17 protein-coding genes are annotated in these 22,315 nt (G+C 64.1%); 8 read left to right on the forward strand and 9 right to left on the reverse strand.

Features of this window, described 5'->3' with window-relative positions:
* The first annotated feature begins 10 nt into the window (after nucleotides 1-10).
* Nucleotides 11-1,516: a glycosyltransferase family 2 protein gene (locus AC0L3U_RS13275; protein ID WP_473362050.1), complete on the forward strand. Its 1,506-nt coding sequence runs from the start codon at nucleotides 11-13 to the stop codon at nucleotides 1,514-1,516.
* A gap of 47 nt (nucleotides 1,517-1,563) precedes the next feature.
* Here the strand turns inward: AC0L3U_RS13275 and AC0L3U_RS13280 are convergent, their stop codons facing one another.
* On the reverse strand, nucleotides 1,564-2,784 hold the full coding sequence (locus tag AC0L3U_RS13280) for an ABC transporter substrate-binding protein (protein ID WP_473362051.1): 1,221 nt from the start codon (nucleotides 2,782-2,784) through the stop codon (nucleotides 1,564-1,566).
* An 83-nt stretch (nucleotides 2,785-2,867) separates the two neighbouring features.
* On the reverse strand, nucleotides 2,868-4,418 hold the full coding sequence (locus AC0L3U_RS13285; protein ID WP_473362052.1) for an acyl-CoA synthetase: 1,551 nt from the start codon (nucleotides 4,416-4,418) through the stop codon (nucleotides 2,868-2,870).
* 264 nt (nucleotides 4,419-4,682) lie between these two features.
* On the opposite strand from AC0L3U_RS13285, the gene AC0L3U_RS13290 reads away from it, so the two are divergent.
* The 7 genes from AC0L3U_RS13290 (at nucleotide 4,683) to AC0L3U_RS13320 (ending at nucleotide 13,616) form a co-directional block, all read left to right on the forward strand.
* Nucleotides 4,683-5,819, forward strand: a complete 1,137-nt coding sequence (locus AC0L3U_RS13290; protein ID WP_473362053.1) for an acyl-CoA dehydrogenase family protein — start codon at nucleotides 4,683-4,685, stop codon at nucleotides 5,817-5,819.
* 131 nt (nucleotides 5,820-5,950) lie between these two features.
* Nucleotides 5,951-7,114 (forward strand): acyl-CoA dehydrogenase family protein, encoded by a 1,164-nt coding sequence (locus AC0L3U_RS13295; RefSeq protein WP_473362054.1) that lies wholly within the window; start codon nucleotides 5,951-5,953, stop codon nucleotides 7,112-7,114.
* On the forward strand, nucleotides 7,114-7,770 hold the full coding sequence (locus AC0L3U_RS13300; protein WP_473362055.1) for a glutathione S-transferase family protein: 657 nt from the start codon (nucleotides 7,114-7,116) through the stop codon (nucleotides 7,768-7,770). Before AC0L3U_RS13295 ends, AC0L3U_RS13300 begins: the two co-directional genes overlap by 1 nt.
* 280 nt (nucleotides 7,771-8,050) lie before the next feature.
* Nucleotides 8,051-8,851: an AraC family transcriptional regulator gene (locus tag AC0L3U_RS13305; protein WP_473362056.1), complete on the forward strand. Its 801-nt coding sequence runs from the start codon at nucleotides 8,051-8,053 to the stop codon at nucleotides 8,849-8,851.
* A 195-nt stretch (nucleotides 8,852-9,046) separates the two neighbouring features.
* Complete coding sequence (locus AC0L3U_RS13310) at nucleotides 9,047-9,913, forward strand: beta-keto acid cleavage family enzyme (protein WP_473362057.1); 867 nt, start codon at nucleotides 9,047-9,049, stop codon at nucleotides 9,911-9,913.
* Nucleotides 9,914-10,026: 113 nt separating this feature from the next.
* Complete coding sequence (locus AC0L3U_RS13315; protein ID WP_473362058.1) at nucleotides 10,027-11,643, forward strand: acyl-CoA carboxylase subunit beta; 1,617 nt, start codon at nucleotides 10,027-10,029, stop codon at nucleotides 11,641-11,643.
* Nucleotides 11,640-13,616 carry an acetyl/propionyl/methylcrotonyl-CoA carboxylase subunit alpha gene (locus AC0L3U_RS13320; protein ID WP_473362059.1) on the forward strand — a complete coding sequence of 659 codons (1,977 nt, stop codon included), beginning with the start codon at nucleotides 11,640-11,642 and terminating at the stop codon, nucleotides 13,614-13,616. The genes AC0L3U_RS13315 and AC0L3U_RS13320 overlap by 4 nt, the downstream gene beginning before the upstream one ends.
* A gap of 15 nt (nucleotides 13,617-13,631) precedes the next feature.
* Here AC0L3U_RS13320 and AC0L3U_RS13325 read toward each other — a convergent pair whose 3' ends face one another.
* From AC0L3U_RS13325 to AC0L3U_RS13355, 7 genes are all read right to left on the reverse strand, one after another.
* Nucleotides 13,632-14,618, reverse strand: a complete 987-nt coding sequence (locus AC0L3U_RS13325; protein WP_473362060.1) for an ABC transporter ATP-binding protein — start codon at nucleotides 14,616-14,618, stop codon at nucleotides 13,632-13,634.
* Nucleotides 14,615-15,622, reverse strand: a complete 1,008-nt coding sequence (locus tag AC0L3U_RS13330; RefSeq protein ID WP_473362061.1) for an ABC transporter ATP-binding protein — start codon at nucleotides 15,620-15,622, stop codon at nucleotides 14,615-14,617. The genes AC0L3U_RS13325 and AC0L3U_RS13330 overlap by 4 nt, the downstream gene beginning before the upstream one ends.
* On the reverse strand, nucleotides 15,622-16,515 hold the full coding sequence (locus AC0L3U_RS13335; protein ID WP_018455966.1) for an ABC transporter permease: 894 nt from the start codon (nucleotides 16,513-16,515) through the stop codon (nucleotides 15,622-15,624). Before AC0L3U_RS13335 ends, AC0L3U_RS13330 begins: the two co-directional genes overlap by 1 nt.
* A 9-nt stretch (nucleotides 16,516-16,524) precedes the next feature.
* Nucleotides 16,525-17,472: an ABC transporter permease gene (locus AC0L3U_RS13340; protein ID WP_354127061.1), complete on the reverse strand. Its 948-nt coding sequence runs from the start codon at nucleotides 17,470-17,472 to the stop codon at nucleotides 16,525-16,527.
* 35 nt (nucleotides 17,473-17,507) lie between these two features.
* Nucleotides 17,508-19,106, reverse strand: a complete 1,599-nt coding sequence (locus AC0L3U_RS13345) for an ABC transporter substrate-binding protein (RefSeq protein WP_473362062.1) — start codon at nucleotides 19,104-19,106, stop codon at nucleotides 17,508-17,510.
* Nucleotides 19,107-19,403: 297 nt separating this feature from the next.
* Nucleotides 19,404-20,954, reverse strand: a complete 1,551-nt coding sequence (locus AC0L3U_RS13350) for an AMP-binding protein (protein ID WP_473362063.1) — start codon at nucleotides 20,952-20,954, stop codon at nucleotides 19,404-19,406.
* Between the two features lie 18 nt (nucleotides 20,955-20,972).
* On the reverse strand, nucleotides 20,973-22,127 hold the full coding sequence (locus AC0L3U_RS13355) for an iron-containing alcohol dehydrogenase (protein WP_473362064.1): 1,155 nt from the start codon (nucleotides 22,125-22,127) through the stop codon (nucleotides 20,973-20,975).
* Between the last annotated feature and the right edge of the window lie 188 nt (nucleotides 22,128-22,315).

Below are 22,315 nucleotides of genomic sequence, written 5' to 3' on the forward strand. Positions count from 1 at the left end.
ATAAGGGGACATGCAGGACGCGCCCGCACTCGACGACGGCGAATCTCCGCTGTTCTCAATCATTATCCCGCTCGAATCTCACCGCGGGCAGTGGGAGCTGTCCTGGCTCGGCTGGACGTCGCAGACTGCCGACACATCGCTCTACGAGATCATCTTGGTCGTGCCGCCGGATTTCACGGCACGCGAGCAGTTGAAGGTGTTGGCCGGCAACAGGGCTCGCCTCGAATTCACCGATTCCGAACACGACATCGGGCTCTGCGCATTCGGCGCGACGAAGGCGCGCGGCAGCTATCTGTTCTTCACGGAATCGCACTGCCGGCCCGAACCCGACGTGATCGAACTCTGCATTCGCGCGATCGATGCTCATCCCGACTGGGCCGGCTTTTCCTGTCGTTCGATCCCGATCTGCCATAACCGGCTATCCGTGGCAGAGGCAGCCATGTACCAGGCCGACATCGAGTTCGGTATGAAGCAGCATCCCTGGCGCAAGGTCCTGGATCAGTGTTTCGTGACGCGGCGCGACGTCTACCGGGAATGCGGCGGCCTGCGCGAAGAGTTCGGTCATTTCGCCGAATGGGTGCTTGCCGCCGCCTATCACGCGAGAGGCTATTCCCTCGGCTATCTCGAGGAGGCGCGCTTCCATCACTACTATGTCGGTGAGATCGACGAGCTGAAGAAATTCACGCTCGACTTCGTGCAAGGCGAGATTCGCTATCTGGGCGAGGCCCGCAACGATCCCGGCAGCGAGCTGCTCGACGTTCCGATCGAGTGGAGCTCGCGGAGCGAGGCCGGCACGTCGCTCGCCCGCAATGCACTGAACGCGCTCCTGCGCTACAGCCTCGCTGGCGGCGGCTGGGGACGGCCTGACGAGAAAGTGCTGGCGTTATGGCGTTGGGCCGTGCCGGCGCTGCTCGGCGATCTCGGCGCACGCGGTTTCGCGCGGCTGGGGGCGTGGCACGCGCGGGCCGTGCTGGTCGTTCTGACGGCCGTCGGATCGAGCGAGGCGATCGCGCGATGGATGCGGCGATACATCGCCGCGCTGATCCGGCATCAGAGACTCGATTGCATTCATCGTCTCGGGCGAGATGCGCGGTCTGTCGGCGGGTTTCTTGGGGAGCAGATTATCGCGCAGATCGGATTCCATGCCGAGGAGTTCTCCGCCGGTTACACGTTCCGCTGGAGCGAACCGGAGGCCGCCGTGCGGATCAAGGGGATGCCCGGCCGCACCATCGTCCGCGTTCGAAGCCCGCCGCTTCGCGCGCCGCTGCATACGATCGGCACGCGATTCTATCTCGACGGCACGCCCGTCGCCCCCGAGGCGGTCGTGACCGGTTATGACAGCTACACACTGAGCCTCGATGTGCCGCCGTCAGGCATCGCAACCCTCGCCTGGGCATGCCCCGGGTTCAGGGGCGTCGGCGATTCGCGTCGTCTCGGTCTGTCCATCGCGGGCATCGACGTCGGCCACGACATGATCGACGTCGAAAGCGCGGGAATAGCGTCGTCGCTCGCTTGAAAAGAATAGCGGCCTTTCAGCCGCTATTCGGTAGTTTTTCAGTCGAACTAGCCGCCGGTTTCGGCGCTGATGATGTCGCCGAACAGCTCCCACTGGCCCTTCTTGAATCGCCACATCTTGAGCTGCTCGATCGGCGCGAAGTCCGTGGCCGAGGTGTTGATCTTGATACCCGGGATCAGGGTGTCGGGGACGAAGTCCTTGAGGCTCGCTGCCTGCTTCATCACATTCTCGCGGGTCAGATTGTCGCCCGCCTGCTTCAGCACCTGCACCATGGTCTGGGCTGCGGCATAGGCGTAAACAAGATTGGCGTCCGAAATATTTGCACCGGGTATGTATTTGTCGACGAAGGCCATGAATTTCTTCATGCCCTCATCATCCTTCCACTGCGGATCCGACGCGTCCTTCAGATAACCGGCCGACAGCACGCCTTCGGATGCCTCGAGACCAGCCGGCTTCATCACCGCGCCGATCGACACCGAGACATCGGTCATGAGATGCATCGGCTTCCACTCCAGCTCGGCAATCTTCTTGATCGCCTGCGCCGCAAACTTCGGGGTCGCGATGTTGACGAAGACGTCGGCGCCGGTTCCCTTGAGCTTGACGATATGGGCGTCGATCGAAGGCTCCGACGTCTCGTAGCTCTCTTCCGCCACGATCATTTTCGATGCCCTGTCGCCGAACACGTCCTTGATGCCGGCGAGGTAGTCCTTGCCGAAATCATCGTTGGCATAGAAGATCGCAACCTTCCCGTCCGGCTTTTCCTTCAAAATATACTTGGCGAAGATCTGTGCCTCGACGCGGTAGCTGGGCTGGAAGCCCATGGTCCAGGGAAAATTCTTCGGGTCGTTCCACTTGCTGGCGCCTGTGGCGAGGAACAGCTGCGGCACTTTCTTGGAATTGTGATACTTCTGCACGGCGGTCTGGGTCGGCGTGCCCAGTGCGTTGAACACCAGGAAGACCTCGTCGCTCTCGATCAGCTTGCGGATCTGCTCAACCGTCTTCGGCGGCGAGTAGCCGTCATCGTAGGAGATCCAGTTGATCTTGCGGCCGTTGATGCCGCCCTGGTCGTTGATCATCTTGAAATAGGCTTCCTCGGTCTTGCCGATGACGCCGTAGGCGGAAGCCGGGCCGGAATAGGCCTCGACATTGCCGATCTTGATCTCGGTGTCGGTGACGCCGGTGTCGTACGCTTTTTGGGCATACGCGGAGTGGGTCGCAAACAGCGTCATCGCTGTTGCCGCGGCAAGCAGGGCGAGTTTCTTGTTCATGAAAATTCCTTGGGGCTTCTTTGGGGTTTCTTCTGACTTTGGCACTTCAAAAAAGAAAAGCGCCCGCGAGAGGGGCGCTTTGATCAGGCGTTGGCGGCTTTCTTGTCGACTTCGGAGGTGATCGAGAATTCCTTGCGCAAGGTTGGCTTGTGGATCTTGCCGGTGGCGTTGCGTGGTAACGCATCGACGAAGCGGACCTGGCGCGGACATTTGAAGCGCGCGAGATTCGCCGCGCAGTGCGCGAAGACTGCTGCCTCGGTCAACCGCTGGCCCGGCTTGGCCGCGACGATGGCCAGGCCAACCTCGCCCCATTGCGGATCGGGAATGCCGATCACGGCGGCTTCCGCGATGGCGTCGAGTTGGTGCAGGACGTTCTCGACCTCGGCCGGATAGACGTTCTCGCCGCCGGAAATGTACATGTCCTTCCAGCGGTCGACGATGTAGTAAAAGCCTTCCTCGTCGACGCGTGTCGCGTCGCCCGTGTGCAGCCACCCGTCTGTGAACGACGTTCTGTTCGCCTCCGGCCTGTTCCAGTAGCCGGGCGTGATGTTCGGCCCCCGAACCCAGAGTTCGCCGAGCTCGCCGACATCGGCGTCGCTGCCATCAGGACGCACAATGCGCACTTCCGTGTGCAACACCGGCTTGCCGGCCGAGCCGGCCTTGCGCGCCGCATCCTCGCGGTCGAGCACCAGCACCGCCGGCGAGGTCTCGGTCATGCCGTAGCCCTGCTGAAGCGCGACGCCACGCGCCTCCCACACCTTGAGCAGCGGCACTGGCATTGGTGCGCCGCCGACACCGCCGACGATCAGCCGGCCGAGGTCGGTGGTCGCGAAGGCCGGATGCTGGGCCATGAACTGGTAGATCGCGGGCACGCCGAAGAACACGTTGACGCCCTGCGCGGGATCGTTGATCAGGCCAAGCGCCGTGCCGGGATCGAAGGCGCGCATGATCATCACCGTGCCACCGGCGTGCAGCACCGGGTTGGTGTAGCAGTTCAGTCCGCCGGTGTGGAACAGCGGCAGCACGGTGAGCAGCACCGAGGATGGCCCGATGCAGGCGGGGCCGCCGAGATTGACGCAATTCCAGAAGGTCATGCCATGGGTGATGGTGGCGCCCTTGGGATGACCCGTCGTGCCCGAGGTGTACATGATGGTCGAGACGTCATCGAGGGTGACCTCCTCGATTTTATCGAGCGGCTTTGCGGCGGCGATGCCGGCCTCATAAGTCCCGCCGGGGCCAAGCAGCAGGCTCGTCTCAATGCCGCAGAGCTTTGCCACGGCAAGCGCCGTTTCGGCGAGATCGGTGTCGTGGATCATCACCTTCGGGGCGCAATCTGCGGTGATGAACTGGAGCTCGGGAACGGTGAGGCGGGTGTTCAGCGGCACGAAGATCGCACCTAACCGGCCGCAGGCGAACTGCACCTCCAGCGTATCGGTCGTGTTCAGCGCCAGCACTGCGACGCGCTCGCCGCGCGAGACTTTCAGCGTATGACGCAGAAACGAGGCGAGACGAGAGACGCGCGCATCGAGCTGCGCATAGCTGAAGCGGCGCTCGCTCGCGAGGTCGATCACCGCGACCTTGCTCGGCGTGCGGCGGCCATAATGGGCGATCCAGTCGTAGTAACGAACGGCCAAAATTCCTCCCTCGGCGGTCTGGTGCCGCCCACGTCCCTATTGCCATGCACCATGCCCGGCATGGCCCTGGGGCCAGCCGGAGTTTGTGCACCACGCTTCTTTTTGATCCGGAGTTGGCGCGCGAGCGATGAAAATCGTCTTGCGTTGAGTTGCTAGAGCGGGCGCTGCTCGGAAGCGGCCGCCGGCCAGCCACTCCGCGCAAGTGAGCCGTCAAAGTTCCGGCCATGGTGCACGAGACGAATCCGCCAGCAGGGCGAGAGTGCGATGATGAGCCCGTTCTATACCGCCGAGCATGACGCCTTTCGCGATGTGATGCGCCGCTTCGTCGACAAAGAGATTGCGCCCTTTGCCCACGAGTGGGACGAGGCCGGCGAATTCCCTCGCGCGCTCTATCGCAAGGCGGCCGAGATCGGCCTCTTGGGACTCGGATTTCCCGAGGAATATGGCGGGATCGCCGCCGACCAGTTCATGAAGATCGTCGCCAGCCAGGAGCTGGCGCGGGCCGGCGCCGGCGGCGTCAGCGCCAGCCTGATGAGCCATACCATCGGCTCGCCGCCGATCGCGCGGGCCGCGCGCCCCGAGGTCAAGGCGCGCGTGCTGCCTCAGGTGCTCGCGGGTGAGAAAATCTCCGCGCTCGCGATCACCGAGCCGGGCGGCGGTTCTGATGTTGCGAGCCTCCGGGCCAAGGCGCGGCGCGACGGCGATCACTACGTTGTGAGCGGCGAGAAGACGTTCATCACCTCGGGTATGCGCGCCGACTATCTGACCGTTGCGGTGCGCACCGGCGGTGAGGGCGCCGGCGGCGTCAGCCTGCTCCTGATCGAGGGGGATACGCCGGGCCTGTCCCGGACAAAGCTGAAGAAGATGGGCTGGTGGGCCTCCGACACCGCGACCCTGCATTTCGACGAGTGTCGCGTACCGGCGGAAAACCTGATCGGCGAGGAAGGCCAGGGCTTCAAGATCATCATGCGGAATTTCAACAGCGAGCGCATGGGCATGGCGGCGGGCTGCACCGCGTTCGCGCGCGTCTGCCTCGACGAAGCCATCGCCTACGCCAAGGAGCGCAAGACCTTCGGCAAGCCGCTCGCGCAGCACCAGGTGATCCGCCACAAGATCGTCGACATGGCGCAGAAGGTCGCCGCGTCGCAAGCGATGCTGGAGATGCTGGCCTGGCGGCTGGAGCAGGGTGAAAGCCCGGTCGCCGAAATCTGCATGATGAAGAACCAGGCGACCCAGACCATGGCATTCTGCGCCTCTGAAGCCGTGCAGATTTTTGGCGGCGCCGGCTTCATGCGCGGCATCAAGGCCGAGCGCATCTACCGCGAGGTCAAGGTCAACGCCATCGGCGGCGGCACCGAGGAGATCATGAAGGATCTGGCGTCGCGGCAGATGGGGTTGTGAACGCCCCCTCCGTCATGCCCGGGCTTGTCCCGGGCATCCACGTTCTTGATGGCGGGTGGCGAAGGCGTGGATGGCCGGGACAAGCCCGGCCATGACGAGCACATCAGAGATACCGAGAGCTGAGCCGACAAATGCTGTTTACCGCCGACCACGACGAGATCCGCCGTTCCTTACAGAAATTCATTGCCAACGAGATCAATCCGCACGTCGATGAATGGGAGAAGGCCGACATCTTCCCGGCGCATGAGCTGTTCAGGAAGATGGGCAGCCTCGGCTTTCTCGGATTGAACAAGCCGGTCGAATTCGGCGGATCCGGCCTCGACTATTCCTACGCGCTGATGATGGCGGAGGAACTCGGCGCCATCAATTGCGGCGGGGTGCCGATGGCGATCGGGGTGCAGACCGATATGGCGACGCCGGCGCTGGCGCGGTTCGGCTCCGATGAAGTGCGGCGCGAATTCCTAGCGCCCTCGATCTCTGGCGACTATGTGGCCTGCATCGGCGTCTCCGAGCCTGGCGCAGGCTCCGACGTCGCCTCGATCAAGACCAATGCGCGCGCGGACGGCGACGATTACGTCGTCGATGGCGGCAAGATGTGGATCACCAACGGCACTCAGGCCGACTGGATCTGCCTGCTCGCCAATACCGGCGACGGGCCCGTTCACCGCAACAAGTCGCTGATCTGCGTCCCCATGAAGACCAAGGGCGTCACCGTCGCGAGAAAACTCGACAAGATGGGCATGCGTTCGTCGGACACCGCGCAGATCTTCTTCGACAATGTCCGCGTGCCCAAGCGCAACCGGATCGGCGAGGAGGGCAAGGGCTTTACCTACCAGATGGTCCAGTTCCAGGAGGAGCGGCTCTGGGGCGCGGCCGCCTGCCTGAAGGCGCATGAACACATCATCAACGAGACCATCGAATACACCCGCAACCGCAAGGCCTTCGGCAAGTCGATTCTCGACAACCAGGTCGTCCATTTCAAGCTGGCCGAGATGCAGACCGAGGTCGAGCTGTTGCGCGCGCTGATCTACCGTGCCGGCGAGGCGCTGGTGGCGGGCGAGGATGTCACAAAACTGGCGACCATGGCCAAGCTGAAGGCCGGGCGGCTCGGCCGCGAGCTTACCGACGCCTGCTTGCAATATTGGGGCGGAATGGGCTTTACCAACGAGACGCCGGTCAGCCGCGCCTATCGCGACAGCCGCCTGACATCGATTGGCGGTGGCGCCGACGAGGTCATGCTGATGGTCCTGTGCAAGATGATGGGCACGCTGCCCGGCAGCAAAGGAAGTTCCTGATGATCACGCTCTATCACTGCGACGGCGCGCGCTCGTTCCGTCCGCTCTGGATGCTGGAGGAAATGGGGCTTCCCTACGAGCTCAAGATGCTGCCGTTCCCGCCCCGGGTCTTCGCCAAGGAATACCTCGCGCTCAATCCGCTCGGCACGATTCCCTTCATGGTTGATGGCGAGACCAGGATGACGGAATCGTCCGGCATCTGCCACTATCTCGGCATCAAGCATGGACCGACGCCACTGATGGTCGGGCCGGAGGATCCCGCCTATGGCGCGTTCCTGAACTGGATGTATTTCAGCGACGCCACGTTAACCTTCCCGCAGACGCTGGTGCTCCGATACACCCAGCTCGAGCCGGAAGAGCGCCGCAATCCGCAGGTCGCCGGCGACTATGCCAAATGGTTCTTAGGGAGGCTGCGCGCCGTCGAGGCAGCCACCGCAAATAGTGAGGCCTTGTGCGCCGGCCGCTTCACGGCCGCCGACATCGTGATCGGCTACGCGCTCCGCCTCGCCGACACTATCGGGCTTGCCAAGGATTTTGGGCCAAATGTCGCAGCCTATTGGGCGCGCTTGCAGCAGCGCGATGGTTTCAAGCGCGCGGTTGCTGCGGAGCAACAGGCCGGCGTCGAGCAGAACGTAGCGCCGAGGGTAAGGGCCTGATCGTCGTCCTGGCGAAAGCCAGGACCCATACCCCCAAGGAGAACCTTTGCGAAGATTCGTCGTTCGGGATCAGCACCGGCCCTTTCGATAGACCTCGCGGTATGGGTCCCGGCCTTCGCCGGGACGACGGTTGTTGAAGAGTTCCGTCTCGTCCACCACCCTCCTGGCCTGCCGACCTTTTGCGCTTCATGATAGCGCTATCCCGCCGTGACAGCGCCCAGATTTCCGCTAAGGTGACCTCCGTCCGCAGCGGCCAAAGAGCCGCGCGAGGAGGATCCCAATGGAAGATAACGGTCGCGAATCCGACCATTTGATGCTGATCACGCCGGAGCGGGTATTCTATGCCGGCCTGCTCGGCCGCCCCCGCAAGCGGACTCCCGGCTGCTGTCACGTCTATGTCGCGGTCAAGGGCAGCTTGCATCTGACGATCGATGATGCCCTCGCCACCGGCGAGCTGTTCGTCACCCTACCGAACCAGCGGCATTCCATTGCCAGCGACTATCGCACCGCGATCAGCGTCACGCTGGAGCCGGAGAGCATGCCTGATGGCGTGATCGAGGTCCTGGCCGAGCGGCTCACCGGACCCGACAAGGCCGTCTATGCCCGCAAGATCCTCGCCGCCTACACGCTGCTGCGCCAGCGCCGGTACGGCGACATCACCACCGCCGAATTCGACGAGATGTGTTTTGGCGAAGCGCTGCCGCGCCGGGTGCTCGATCCTCGCGTCACGCGTGCGGTCGCCCGTATCGGCCGCTTCACGGGTGAGCCCGTGACGGCGGTCACATGCGCGGCGGACGCCGGACTTTCCGCTTCGCGCTTCCTGCATCTGTTCAAGGAAGAGACCGGCATCTCGTTCCGCTCCTTCCGCGCCTGGAAGCGCGCGCGGCATCTGCTGCACTTCGCCAACCAGGACCTCAACCTCGCCCATCTCGCGCAGGACATCGGCTATCCCGACAGCACCCATTTCAGCCACTCGATCCGCCGCTTCTATGGCTTGAAGCCGCGCGCGATCTTCGTCGGCTCGCGCGATCTTGCGATTTATCGCAGCACCGAGACGGTAAGGCTGGCGGAGGCGAGTTAGCGCCGCTCTTGTAGGGTGGGCAAAGCGAAGCGTGCCCACCATCTTCGATCCACGCTGAGACATGGTGGGCACGGCGCAAGAGCGCCTTTGCCCACCCTACGACTTCCGTTTTCCAGCTTCTCCGCGCAAGAAGCCGCATGCCGCCCATCACATGATCGCAAGCGTTGAATTATCAACGTGCGAGACATTCAAGGCATGAGCGACAAGGCCGTCATCACCTGCGCGCTGAACGGCGTGCTCACCGACCCGAAGCAGCACAACGTGCCTGTCACGCCTGAGCAGATGGCGCGCGAGGCCAAGGCTGCGTTCGACGCCGGCGCGTCCATCATGCACATCCATCTGCGCCAGCAGGCACCGGACAAGGGGCATCTGCCGTCCTGGGAGGTCAACGTCAGCAAGGAGATCCAGCAGGCGATCCGCGAAGCCTGCCCCGGCGTGATCATCAACCACACCTCCGGCGTCTCCGGGCCGAACTACAGCGGTGCGCTGGATTGCATCCGCGAGACCAGGCCGGAGATCGCCGCCTGCAATGCCGGCTCGCTGAACTACCTGAAGGTGAAGGCCGACAACAGCTGGGCCTGGCCGCCGATGATGTTCGACAATGCGGTCGAGAAGGTGAAGGACTATCTCGACGTCATGAACGCGGTCGGTACCATCCCCGAATTCGAATGTTTTGACGTCGGCATCGTCCGCTGTGTCGGCATGTACCGTCAGGTCGGCATGTATAAAGGCCCGCTCGAATATAACTTTGTGATGGGCGTCGCCTCCGGCATGCCGTCGGATCCCGATCTGCTGCCGATCCTGATCAGGCTGAAGCGTCCCGAGGCGCAATTTCAGGTCACCGCGATCGGCCGCGAAGAAATCTGGCCGCTGCACCAGCGTTGCGCCGAGCTCGGCGGTCATCTGCGCACCGGTCTCGAAGATGCCTTCTATCTCGCCGACGGCAAGAAGGTGACGTCGAACGGCCAGCTGATCGAGGCCATCGCCGCCTGCGCCCGCCGTGCGGGCCGCGAGATCGCGAGCCCGGCGGAAGCGCGGAAGATTTTTGGGACGAATCGCTGAATGTGGCCCCAGCCGTCATTGCGAGCGAAGCGAAGCAATCCAGAATCTTTCCGTTGAGGCAGTCTGGATTGCTTCGTCGCTCCGCTCCTCGCAATGACGGGTAGGAAATAATCATGTCCATTCTCGAAAATACCATTTCTCCCGGCAGTGCCGGCTATCGCGCCAACCGTGACGGCATGCTCGGCCTGATCGACCGCATGCGCGCGCTGGAAGAGCGCACGCGTGCGGCGTCGGCTGCGGCGAAAGATCGCTTCCACAAGCGCGGGCAGCTATTGCCGCGCGAGCGCGTCGCGCTGGTGCTCGATCCCGGCGCGCCCTTCATCGAGCTGTCCACGCTCGCCGGCTACATGTTCGACGTATCGGATCCGGACAAGAGCGTCCCCGGCGGCGGCGTCATCGCTGGCATCGGTTTCGTCTCGGGCATCCGCTGCATGGTCAGCGCGAACGATTCCGGCATCGATGCCGGCGCGCTGCAGCCTTACGGACTGGATAAAACGATACGCGTGCAGGAGCTCGCGCTGGAGAACAAGCTGCCTTACGTCCAGCTGGTTGAGAGCGCCGGCGCCAATCTCCTGCGCTACCGCGTCGAAGACTTTGTCCGCGGCGGCAACATCTTCCGCAATCTCGCGCGACTCTCGGCGGCGGGGCTGCCCGTCGTCACCGTGACGCATGGCTCGTCGACCGCCGGGGGCGCCTATCAGACTGGCCTGTCGGATTACATCGTCATGGTCCGTGGCCGCACCCGTGCCTTCCTTGCCGGGCCGCCGCTGCTGAAGGCCGCCACCGGCGAGATCGCGACCGAGGAGGAGCTTGGCGGGGCCGAGATGCACACGCAGGTGTCGGGACTTGGCGACTACCTCGCCGAGGATGACCGCGACGCCCTGCGCATCGCGCGCGAGATCATGGCGGCGCTGGAATGGGAGCGGCCGGACAAGGGAGCTGCGCAATACAAGCCGCCGCGCTACGACCAGGACGAGCTGCTCGGCATCATGCCGATGGACCACAAGCGCGCCGTGGACATGAAGCAGGTCATCGCGCGCATCGTCGACGATTCCGACTTCACCGAGATGGCGCCGAACTACGGCCCGGCCACCGTCTGCGGCCATGCCCGCATCGAGGGCCAGGCCATCGGCATCATCACCAACAACGGTCCGCTCGATCCGGCCGGTGCCAACAAGGCGACGCATTTCATCCAGGCGTGCTGCCAGACCCGCACGCCATTGCTGTATCTGAACAACACCACCGGCTACATGGTCGGAAAAGCTTACGAAGAAGCCGGCATGATCAAGCACGGCTCCAAGATGATCCAGGCGGTGACGTCGGCGACGGTGCCGCAGATCACCATCTATTGCGGCGCCTCGTTCGGCGCCGGCAATTACGGCATGTGCGGGCGCGGCTTCCATCCGCGCTTCTGCTTCTCCTGGCCCAACGCCAAGACTGCCGTGATGGGCGGTGAGCAGGCCGCCGAGACCATGGCGATCGTCACCGAAGCGGCAGCCGCGCGTCGCGGCAAGCCGGTCGAAAAAGAAAAGCTCGATGCCATGAAGGCGCAGATCGTCGGCGTGTTCGACGGCCAGATGGACGTGTTCTCGACCAGCGCGCGCGTGCTTGACGACGGCGTGATCGATCCGCGCGACACCCGCGTGCTGCTGTCAGAAGTGCTCGCGATTTGCCGGGAGGGCGATGCGCGTACGCCCCAGCGCATGCAGTTTTCGGTGGCCCGCCCATGAGGAACGGTTCAACGCAGCACCGGCCGTTCTTCAAGCTCCTGGTCGCCAATCGCGGCGAGATCGCGTTGCGCGTGATGCGCAGTGCGCGGAAGCTCGGCCTCGGTGTCGTCGCGGTCTATTCGGATGCGGATCGCGACGCGCTCCATGTGCAACAGGCCGACCAGGCCGTGCGCATCGGCGAGCCGCTGCCGACGCAGTCCTACCTCAACATTCCCGCGATCGTTGCGGCCGCAAAGGCCAGCGGCGCGGATGCCGTTCATCCCGGCTATGGCTTCCTCGCCGAGAACGAGGAGTTTGCGCAGGCCTGCAAGGATGCCGGCCTCGTCTTCATCGGCCCGTCGCCGCAGGCGATCGAGACCATGGGCAACAAGGCCGGTGCCAAGGAGATCATGAAAAAGGCCGGCGTGCCCGTCGTGCCCGGCTATCAGGGCGCCGATCAGGGCGATGAAATCATGCTCGCGGAGGCGAGAGAGATCGGCTTTCCCGTGATGATCAAGGCGGTCGCCGGCGGCGGTGGACGCGGCATGCGGCTCGTGACGGACGCGGCGTCGTTTCCTGATGCACTGCGTAGCGCGCGGTCCGAGGCGAAGGCGGCGTTTGGCGATCCGACGGTGATCCTCGAACGCGCCATCCAGAATCCCCGTCACATTGAAATTCAGGTGTTCGGCGACAGCCATGGCAACGCCATTCATCTCGGCGAACGCGATTGCTCGGTGCAGCGGCGCCACCAGAAGCTGATCGAGGAGGCTCCGTCGCCCGCGGTGACGCCGGAACTGCGGGCGAAGATGGGCGAGGTCGCGGTCGCCGCGGTGAAGGCGCTGCGCTGCGAGGGCGCCGGCACGCTGGAATTTCTGCTCGATGCGAGCGGCGAATTCTACTTCATGGAGATGAACACCCGCCTCCAGGTCGAGCATCCCGTCACCGAGGCCATCACCGGGCTCGACCTCGTCGAGCTGCAGCTGCGCGTTGCGCGCGGCGAGCCGTTGCCGGTCAAGCAGCAAGAGATTCACTTCACGGGCCACGCCATCGAGGTGCGGCTGTGCTCCGAGGATGCCGCGCAGGATTTCATGCCGCAGTCCGGGCGCATGGCGCGCTGGCAGGTGCCGGATGGCATCCGCGTCGAGCATGCGCTGCAATCGGGCTCCGAGATTCCGCCGTTCTACGATTCCATGATCGCCAAGGTGATCAGCCATGGCGCGACCCGCGAGGAGGCGAGGGGGCGGCTGATCGTCGGCCTCGAACAGCTCACCGCTTTCGGCGTGACCACCAATCAGGCGTTCTTGATGTCGTGCCTGCGTCATCCCGGCTTTACCAAGGGTGAAGCGACGACGGCGTTCATTGGTGCGCATCGCGACGAGTTGCTGGCGCCGCGCGCGGACGCTACATTCGATATCGCTTTGGCCGGCCTGCTGCTTTATGTCACGAACCCGCAGGCACCGTCGTGGTGCCGCGGACGGAGCCTCGCGGCAACGTTCCCGCTACCGGCGAAGATCGAGATCGCAGGCCACGCGTATGAGCTCGAAGTCACGCGCGAGCGCGATGGCAGCTACATCGTCGCCAGCGACGGCCGGCACGACAAGTTCGAGATCGATCAGCTCGATCTCGACATGATCCGCTTCCGCCATGACGGTGTGATGGACAGTGCCAAATTCCTGCGCGATGGCGACCGGCTCCACCTCCAGCGCCGCGGCATCCCGCTCGCGGCGACCGATCTCACGCTGGCGGCGCCGAAGGCCGCCGCAAGCAACGGCGGCGATGGCAAGGTTCGCGCTGCCATGAACGGCCGCGTCGTTGCCGTCCTGGTCAAGCCGGGCGACCGCGTCAGTGCCGGCCAGCCGGTGCTGACCCTGGAAGCGATGAAGATGGAGCACGTCCACAAGGCCGGCATAGACGGCGTCGTCGCCGCGATCGACGTCGCCGAGGGCGAGCAGGTGACGACGGGCTGGATCGTGGCCGAGATCGGGGCTGGGTAGGGCACGACAGCGGAGCTACTGGCTCCGCCCCGTCCCGTCATTGAGCAAACACGCCACCTGGTGCACCTCGCCCGCGTCCACCAGCGCCGGCCGTTCCGTCCGGCATCGCTCCATCGCAAACCGGCAGCGGGTGTGAAACGCGCATCCCGGCGGCGGATTGACCGGGCTTGGCACGTCGCCGTCGACCAGCGGCGCGAGCTTTTTGGCAAGCGGATTGGCGACCGGCACCGAGGCGAGCAGGGCCTGCGTGTAGGGATGGCGCGGATTTGCAAACAGCTCGTCCTTGTCGGCGATCTCGACGATGCGGCCGAGATACATCACGGCGACGCGGTGACTGATATGGGCGACCACCGCGAGATCATGCGCGATGAAGAGGTAGGAGAAGCCGTGCTCGCGCTGCAGGTCGATCAGAAGATTGATCACCTGCGCCTGGATCGAGACGTCGAGCGCGGAGACCGGCTCGTCGCAGACGATCAGCCGCGGCCCGAGCGCCAGCGCGCGGGCGATGCAGATGCGTTGGCGCTGGCCGCCGGAGAATTGGTGCGGGAAGTTGCGCATCTGGTCGGGCCGCAGGCCGACCTGCTCGAACAGGTTTGCGGTACGCGCCTCCAGCGCCTTGCCGGTCGCGAGCCCGTGCACGAACAGCGGCTCGCCCACGATGTCTCCGGCAGTCATCCGCGGGTTGAGCGAGGCGAACGGATCCTGGAACACGATCTGCATCGAACGACGATGTGGGCGCAGCTCGGACTTGGAGAGATGCGTGATGTCTTCGCCTTCGAGATGGATCTGGCCCGAGGTCGGCTCGACCAGCCGCAGCACGCTGCGCGCCACCGTCGACTTGCCGCAGCCGGATTCGCCGACGAGGCCCAGCGTCTCGCCGACCGCAACCGAAAACGAGACGCCGTCGACTGCATGCACTGTGCCGATTTGTCGGCGCAACACACCGGCGCGCACCGGATAGTGCTTCTTGAGATCGGTGACTTCGAGCAGCGCTTCGGTCATGCGACCTCCGCCACTTCGGCCGCACGCCAGCAGGCGGCGAGATGGCCGCCGCCCCAATCGATGAGCGGCGGATATTCGGCCTCGCAGCGCTTGATCGCGAGCTTGCAGCGCGGCGCGAACGCACAGCCCTTGGGCAGCCGCACCAGCGACGGGACCATGCCGGGAATTTCGTTCAGCCGTGCCGGCGCGGCGACGCCCGGCGCCGGCACCGCCGGAATCGAGGCCATCAATCCGCGCGTGTAGGGATGTTTCGGTGCGGCGAACAGTGCCTCGACGCTCGCTTCCTCGACCTTCCGTCCCGCATACATCACGATGACGCGCTGCGCGGTCTGCGCGACGACACCGAGATCATGCGTAATCAGCACGAGCCCGGTGCCGAGCTCTTTCTGAAGGTCCAGGATCAGCGCCAGGATCTGCGCCTGGATGGTGACATCGAGCGCAGTCGTAGGCTCGTCCGCGATCAGCAGCGCCGGCCGGCACGCCAGCGCCATGGCGATCATGGCGCGCTGGCGCATGCCGCCGGACAGTTGATGCGGATATTCCCGCGCGCGCCGAGCCGGTTCGGGGATGCGCACCAGGCGCAGCATCCCGATCGCGATGTCCCGGGCCTCCTTGCTCGACATGCTCCGGTGCAGCCGCACGGCCTCGACGATCTGGTCGCCGATCCGCATCACCGGATTGAGCGAGGTCATCGGCTCCTGGAAGATCATCGAGATGCGGTTACCCCTGACGGCGCGCATCTCTGCTTCGTCCAGCGTCAGAAGATCAGTGCCTTCAAGCGTGACGGAGCCGCCGACGATGCGGCCGGGCGGATCCGGCACCAGCCGCATCAGCGACAGCGCGGTGACGCTCTTGCCGCAGCCAGATTCGCCGACGATCGCCAGCGTCTCGCCGCGCTTCACCGTGAAGGACACATCATCGACCGCCCTAAACAGACCGGAGTTGGTGAAGAACACCGTCTTCAGGTTCTTCACCTCGAGCACGAGATCGGATTTGTCAGCCATCAGCCGCGCTGCCGTGGATCGAGGATGTCGCGCAGGGCGTCGCCGAACAGATTGGCGCCGAACACCGCGAGACTGATGGCGATGCCCGGGAAGATCACGAGCCACGGTGCCGTGCGGACATATTCGGCAGCCGACTCAGAAAGCATGCGGCCCCACGACGGGTACGGCTCGGGAATGCCGAGGCCGAGGAAAGACAGCGAGGCTTCGGTGAGGATGGTCGAGCCGAGCTGGGCGGTCGCAAGCACGATCAGCGGCGCCAGCGTGTTCGGCAGCACGTGACGGAGCGCGATCCGCACCTCGCTCATGCCGATCGACTTGGCGGCCTCGATGAATGGCAGCTCGCGCAGCGCCAGCGTGTTGGCGCGGATGACGCGCGAGACGGTCGGGATCAGCGGGATGGCGATCGCAATGATGACGTTCGGCAAGGACGGCCCAAGCGCCGCGGTCATGATCAGAGCCAACACCAGCAGCGGCAACGCCTGCAGGACATCGGAGACACGCTGAAACACGAGATCGACCCAGCCGGAGAGATAGCCGGAGGTGAGGCCCACGATCACTCCGATCGAGCCACCGAGTGCGGTCGAACCGATGCCGACCGCGAGCGAGATCCGCGCGCCATGAATGATGCGGCTGAAGACATCGCGGCCGAAGGAATCCGTCCCCATCCAGTGTGCCAGGCTTGGACGCGCCAGTGCCCGGGCGGCATCGATCGTCAGCGGATCGTAACGCGCGATGAAGTCGGCGAAGATCGCGGTGAACACGAACAGGGTCATGATGACGAGCCCGGCCGCACCCAACACATGCCGCTGCGCCAAAAACAGCACGCGCCGCCAGCCGACGGTCGCGTGCGCCCCGGCGCGCCTCAGTTCAACGTCATAGTCGATCGCGGCCAACAAGCTCTCCTAATCCGTGTACCGGATACGCGGGTCGAACACGGCGTACAGCATGTCGACGATGAAATTCGCGCTCACCACGACGATGGCAATCAGCATCACCAGGTTCTGCACGATCGGATAATCGCGCCAGCGGATCGCCTCGACCAGGAAACGCGCGACGCCGGGGATGTTGAACACGGTCTCGGTGACGATGAGGCCGCCGATCAGGAACGCCGCCTCGATGCCGATCACGGTGATGACGGGCAAAATCGCGTTCTTCAGCGCATGCTGATAGTTCACGGCGGCGTCCGATGCGCCCTTGGCACGCGCGGTGCGGATATAGTCCTGCCGCAGCACCTCCAGCATCGAGGATCGCGTGATGCGCATCGTCAGCGCCGCGCTGCGGAAGCCGACGGCGGCGGCGGGCACGGCATAGGTCGCGAAGGCTTCCAGCCAGGTCGCCGGATTCGGATTGAAGATCGGCATCTGGTTGAACATCGCCACCGAGGCGGTGAGGATGAGCAGGCCCAGCCAGAACGAAGGCAGCGACAATCCGCTCAGGCTCACCACACGCAACGCGTAATCGAGCCTCGTTCCCTGCTTCACCGCGCTGATGACGCCCAGGGGAATGCCGATCGACGCCGAGAACAACAGCGCCAGCCCGGCGAGCCGTGCCGTGATCGGGATCCGTGGCAGGATTTCCTGAAGCGCCGGCTTCTCGGAGACGTAGGAGTAGCCAAAGTCGCCGCGCAGAAAGCCGCTGATCCAGTGCCAATATTGCACCACCAGCGGCTGGTCGATGCCGAGCTCTTTTTCCAGATTGGCCTTGTCGGCGGGATCGACATAGCCGGCCGCGGCAAACAGGATGTCGACGATATTCCCGGGAACGATACGCAGCAGGAAGAAGATGACGACCGAGATCCCGAACAGGGTCACGAGCATCAGGAACAGGCGCCGCACCAGATAGGCAAACATGCATCGCCTCCCGTCGAACCCGTCAGCCGCCCGCGCTACTTGTCCATCCAGACATCCTCGTACCGATATCCATTATACGAGCTGTTCGACATCACCGTCACGCCCCTGACGTAAGGCTGCCAGCAGCTGCCGGTCCGTGCGTGGAAGATGATGGGGCGGGCGACGTCCTCCTGCAACTTCTTGTCGATGTCCCACACCAGCTTCTTGCGCTTGCTGACGTCGGTCTCCTGGGACTGCACGTCGAACAGCTTCTCGATCTCCTTGTTGCAGTAATTGGTGTAGTTGCGCTCGGAGCCGCAGGAATAGTTCTCGTAGAAGGACTGGTCAGGATCGTCGACGGCATTGCCGGTCAAATTGAGCCCGAGCATGTAGTCCTTGCGCGCGATCTTCGGGAACCAGTTCGCGGTCTCGACCACGTCGAGCTCGCCGTCGATATAGATACTCTTGAGCTGGTCGATCAGGATCACCGCCGGATCGCGATAGACCGGGATGTTGCGGGTCGAGACCTTGACCGCGAGATGCTTGTCCGGCCCATAACCGGCCTTCTGCATCAGCTTTTTTGCTTCCTCGCGGTTGGCGTTGATGTCGGGGCCGTAGCCCGGAATGGTCTCGAGCATCTCTTTCGGCATGCCCCACAGCCCGTTCGGCGGCGGCAGCAGGGTGCCGCCGATGTCGCCCTGACCCTCGAACAAGATCGAGATGAAGGCCTTGCGGTCGAGCGACAGCGCCATGGCGCGGCGGATGTCGATATTGTCGAACGGCGGCGCGGACGAATTGACGATGATGTTGGTCGCGACATTGTTGGGCTCGACCACGCAGACCGCGTTCGGCGCCTGCGATTTGACGTCCTTGAGAAGCGGGATGCTCACCTCGGTCGGGAAGGCCATGTCGAACTTGCCGGCGACGAAGGCGAGAATGGCGGTCGAGCGGTTCGGGATGATGGTAAACTCGATGCCGTCGAGATAGGGCCGCCCCTTGCGCCAATAATCGGGATTGCGAGTCAGCTTGATCGATTCATTGGCCTTGAACTCGACGAACTTGAACGGGCCCGTGCCGATCGGGTGCGTGCGCATGTCGCCGGGTGAGACGTGGCAGGGATAGACCGGCGTGTAGCCCGAGGCGAGCAGTGCAATTAGCGAAGGCTGCGGCCGCTTGAGGTTGAAGGAGACCTCGAGATCGCCGTTGGTGGAGACATCGTTGACCTGTTCGTACCAGCTCTTGCGCGGGTTCTGCCGGAACTTCTGCTGCGACTTGCCCATCAGCATGTCGAAGGTGCATTTGACGTCCGCCGAGGTGAACGGCTTGCCGTCGTGCCACTTCACGCCCTGGCGCAGCTTGAAGGTCAGTGTCTTGTTGTCGTTGACCCAGGCCCAGCTCTCGGCGAGCTCGGGCACGATCGTGTCCATGCTGTTCTGCGCCACGTCCTGCTTGTAGATGACGAGGTTGTTGAACACCGGCATGAAGGGAACATTGAGCGAGTAGGTCGCGCCTTCGTGGATCGAGGCGTTGCCGGGACTGTCGCGGTGGTACATCCGCAAAATGCCGCCCTGCTTGGGCTCGCCGGCGAGTGCAATGGTCGAAAACGCAAGCAAAGATAGCGCCGCCGTCGCGGCGAGCGCTCGTACGCTCCGCATCCTCGTCCTCCCTGGACATTAGCCTTTTGCGGCCTGCTTGAGTGGACGATAGCGACGCGTGTGCGGGGAGGCAACCGGCAAGGACGGGCGGCCTCTCGGCAATTCGGATGACGCAAGGCCGCAGGGGATTTCTCTCACAAATTGTGAGACGACCCTCCGGCGTCGTCCTGGCGAACGCCAGGACCCATTACCCCCACGGAGGTGTTTGGCGAAGATTGGTCGTTCGGTATTGCTACCTTCTCTACTCGTGAGATCACGCGGTATGGGTCCTGGCGTTCGCCAGGACGACAGCGGTCCTCACACGATCCTGGACGCCTTGTTCCCCCAATAGCGGTCCCGCAGCAGCCGCTTGTACAGCTTCCCTGTCGGCAGCCGCGGCAACTCCTTTTCAAAATCGACCGAGCGCGGCACCTTCTGCCGCGACAGCGACGCCCCGCAGAACGCGATCAGCTCTTCGGCGAGCGCCTCGCCCGGCACGACGCCCGGCATCGGCTGTACCACCGCCTTCACCTCTTCGCCGAGGTCGGGATTGGGCACGCCGAACACCGCGGCGTCCGCAACCTTTGGATGGGTGATCAACAGATTCTCGCACTCCTGCGGATAGATGTTCACGCCGCCCGAGATGATCATGAAGGTCGCGCGGTCTGTGAGATGAAGGAAGCGGTCCTCGTCGACATAGCCGACGTCGCCGACCGTGCTCATGCTGCCGTCGGCCGATCGCGCCTCCTTGGTCTTCTCCGGGTCGTTGAAATATTCAAAAGGCGAGGCCGTCTTGAACCAGACCTGTCCTGGCGTGCCGGTGGGGCATGGTTTCATGGTCTCGTCGAGAATATGGAGCTCGCCGAGCAGCACCTTGCCGACGGTGCCGCGATGGGCGAGCCATTCCGCGCTGTCGCAGGCGGTGAAGCCAAGGCCTTCGGTCGCGCCGTAATATTCGTGGATGATCGGTCCCCACCATTTGATCATGTCGTCCTTCACCAGGGCCGGGCAGGGGGCGGCGGCGTGGATCGCGATTTCGAGCGACGACAGGTCATAGCGCGTGCGCACCTCCTCCGGCAGCTTGAGCATGCGCGAGAACATCGTCGGCACCAACTGGGTATGAGTAATGCCCCATTGCTGCACGAGCTGGAGGTAACGCTCGGGATCGAAATTTTCCATGATGATGACGGTGCCGCCCATCCGGATCGTGAGGTTCACGGCGGCCTGCGGCGCCGAATGATAGAGCGGCGCCGGCGAGAGGTAGATCATGCCCTCGCGGTATTGCCAAAGCTTGGTCAGGAAATCGAACAACGGCAGATTGTGCTTTGGCGGCTCCTCCGGAAGGGGTCGCAGAATCCCTTTTGGCCGTCCCGTCGTGCCCGATGAATACAGCATGGCGGTGCCGAGCCATTCGTCCGGGATCGGCGTCTTCGGCAGGTTGGCGGTCACCTCGGTGAGGCCGACGATGCGCTCACTCTCGCCGGGGCCATCGGCGACGATGCACAGTTTGATGTCGGGACAGACCTTGATGGCTTCGCGCGCGATCTCAAGCTTCGCAACCGACGTGATCAGGATTTTCGACTGGCTGTTGACCAGGAGATAAGCGAGCTCGCCCGGCGTCAGGAACGAGTTGATGCAGGTGTAGTAGAGGCCGGAGCGCTCGCCCGCGCCGCAGGCTTCGAGGTAGCGGGAATTGTTCTCCATGAAGATCGAATAATGGTCGAGCCGCTTCAAGCCGTGCTTGCGGAACAAATGCGCCAGCCGGTTGCTGCGCGCATCGAGCTCGCGATAGGTGACGGCCTCGCCTGTTACCGCCATGATGAAGGCGGGCTGGAGCGGGCGCAGGCGGGCATGCTGACCTGGGTACATCGGTCCTCCGGCTTTAGATCATGCGGCAAGAAGCAGGATTTCGCGCACCTGCGCGGGGCCGTCGATCTTGCGCGGGTTGCGCGGGATCCAGTTCGTGCGCATCGCAGCGTCCGCGATGGCGTCGAAATGCTCGGGCGAGACCTGCACATCGGCGAGGCTGCGCGGCATGCCGAGCGAGCGGATGAAGGCATCGAGCACGTCGGCCGCCTTGTGACCGGGAAAGCCCATTGCGGCCGCGACGATCATCTGGCGCTCGGCATTGTCGGGCGCATTCCAGCGCATCACGGCCGGCAGCATGACGCAGGAGGTGTAGCCATGCGGCACGTCGAAGGTCGCGCCCAGCACGTAACCGATGCCGTGGCTCGCGCCCATCGGCACGCCGGCGGCAAGCGCGCCCATCGACAGCCAGGTGCCGATCTGCGCATCCATGCGTGCGTCGAGGTCAGCAGGATCAGCCTTCACCCGCGGCAGCGCGTCGGCGAGCATGGCCAGGCCCTTCACCGACTGCGCGTCGGCATAGGGATGCGTCTCGCGCGAGCAGATCGCCTCGACGCAATGATCGATGGCGCGGATGCCGGTCGAGAGGAACAGCCATTCCGGCGTGTGCACGGTGATGGCGGGATCAAGGATGGTCGCGCGCGGAACGCTGAGCGGATGCCGTAGCATCTGTTTCACACGGGCGGTGCGGTCGGTGACGCCTGCGATCGAGCTGAACTCGCCGCCGGCAATCGTGGTCGGGACGCTGATCTGACGCACGGTCGGCGCATTCATCTCGGGCGCGACGTCCTTGTGCACGCGGATACGCTCGATGCCGTCGACATCGTCGATGCCGTTGGCGAGGCAGAGCTGCACCGCCTTGGCGGCGTCGGTGATCGAACCGCCGCCCACGGTGACGATCAGGTCGGCGCCCGCGTCGCGCGCCGCATTGGTGGCGGCGATCACCGCCTCGCGCGGTGTGTGCGCCGGCATGGCATCGAAGACGCCCGCGCAATTTGTGCCCAGGGCCTGTTTGATCTTCGTGATTTCGTCGGTCTGGCGGTTGAGCGTCCCCGAGACCATCAGGAAGGCGCGGCGCGTCCCCAGCCGGTCCATCTGCGCGACCACGGCTTCGGCCGCGGGGTGGCCGAACACGACTTCCTCGATCGCGCCGTAAACGACACGTCCCTGGTGCACGCCTGTCCTCCCCGGACAATTCGACTTGTTTTTGTGGGGGGTAGTCTAACCGCGCTGGCGGCATTCGTCATGCGCGAAGACGCTGGGCTTTTTCTCCCCCTCTCCCCGTTCTTACGGGGAGAGGGTTGGGGTGAGGGGCTGTCTCAACAATCACGGTGGCAGTCGGACTCGCGGAGGCTCCCCTCACC

It is taken from the genome of Bradyrhizobium sp. Kon69, from assembly GCF_055807515.1.

Coding starts and splice junctions, on each gene's coding strand:
- AC0L3U_RS13310 (WP_473362057.1), top strand. CDS start 9,047: ATGAGCGACAAGGCCGTCATCACCTGCGCGCTGAACGGCGTGCTCACC.
- AC0L3U_RS13325 (WP_473362060.1), bottom strand. CDS start 14,618: ATGACCGAAGCGCTGCTCGAAGTCACCGATCTCAAGAAGCACTATCCG.
- AC0L3U_RS13340 (WP_354127061.1), bottom strand. CDS start 17,472: ATGTTTGCCTATCTGGTGCGGCGCCTGTTCCTGATGCTCGTGACCCTG.
- AC0L3U_RS13280 (WP_473362051.1), bottom strand. CDS start 2,784: ATGAACAAGAAACTCGCCCTGCTTGCCGCGGCAACAGCGATGACGCTG.
- AC0L3U_RS13275 (WP_473362050.1), top strand. CDS start 11: ATGCAGGACGCGCCCGCACTCGACGACGGCGAATCTCCGCTGTTCTCA.
- AC0L3U_RS13305 (WP_473362056.1), top strand. CDS start 8,051: ATGGAAGATAACGGTCGCGAATCCGACCATTTGATGCTGATCACGCCG.
- AC0L3U_RS13330 (WP_473362061.1), bottom strand. CDS start 15,622: ATGGCTGACAAATCCGATCTCGTGCTCGAGGTGAAGAACCTGAAGACG.
- AC0L3U_RS13315 (WP_473362058.1), top strand. CDS start 10,027: ATGTCCATTCTCGAAAATACCATTTCTCCCGGCAGTGCCGGCTATCGC.
- AC0L3U_RS13350 (WP_473362063.1), bottom strand. CDS start 20,954: ATGTACCCAGGTCAGCATGCCCGCCTGCGCCCGCTCCAGCCCGCCTTC.
- AC0L3U_RS13300 (WP_473362055.1), top strand. CDS start 7,114: ATGATCACGCTCTATCACTGCGACGGCGCGCGCTCGTTCCGTCCGCTC.
- AC0L3U_RS13290 (WP_473362053.1), top strand. CDS start 4,683: ATGATGAGCCCGTTCTATACCGCCGAGCATGACGCCTTTCGCGATGTG.
- AC0L3U_RS13295 (WP_473362054.1), top strand. CDS start 5,951: ATGCTGTTTACCGCCGACCACGACGAGATCCGCCGTTCCTTACAGAAA.
- AC0L3U_RS13345 (WP_473362062.1), bottom strand. CDS start 19,106: ATGCGGAGCGTACGAGCGCTCGCCGCGACGGCGGCGCTATCTTTGCTT.
- AC0L3U_RS13320 (WP_473362059.1), top strand. CDS start 11,640: ATGAGGAACGGTTCAACGCAGCACCGGCCGTTCTTCAAGCTCCTGGTC.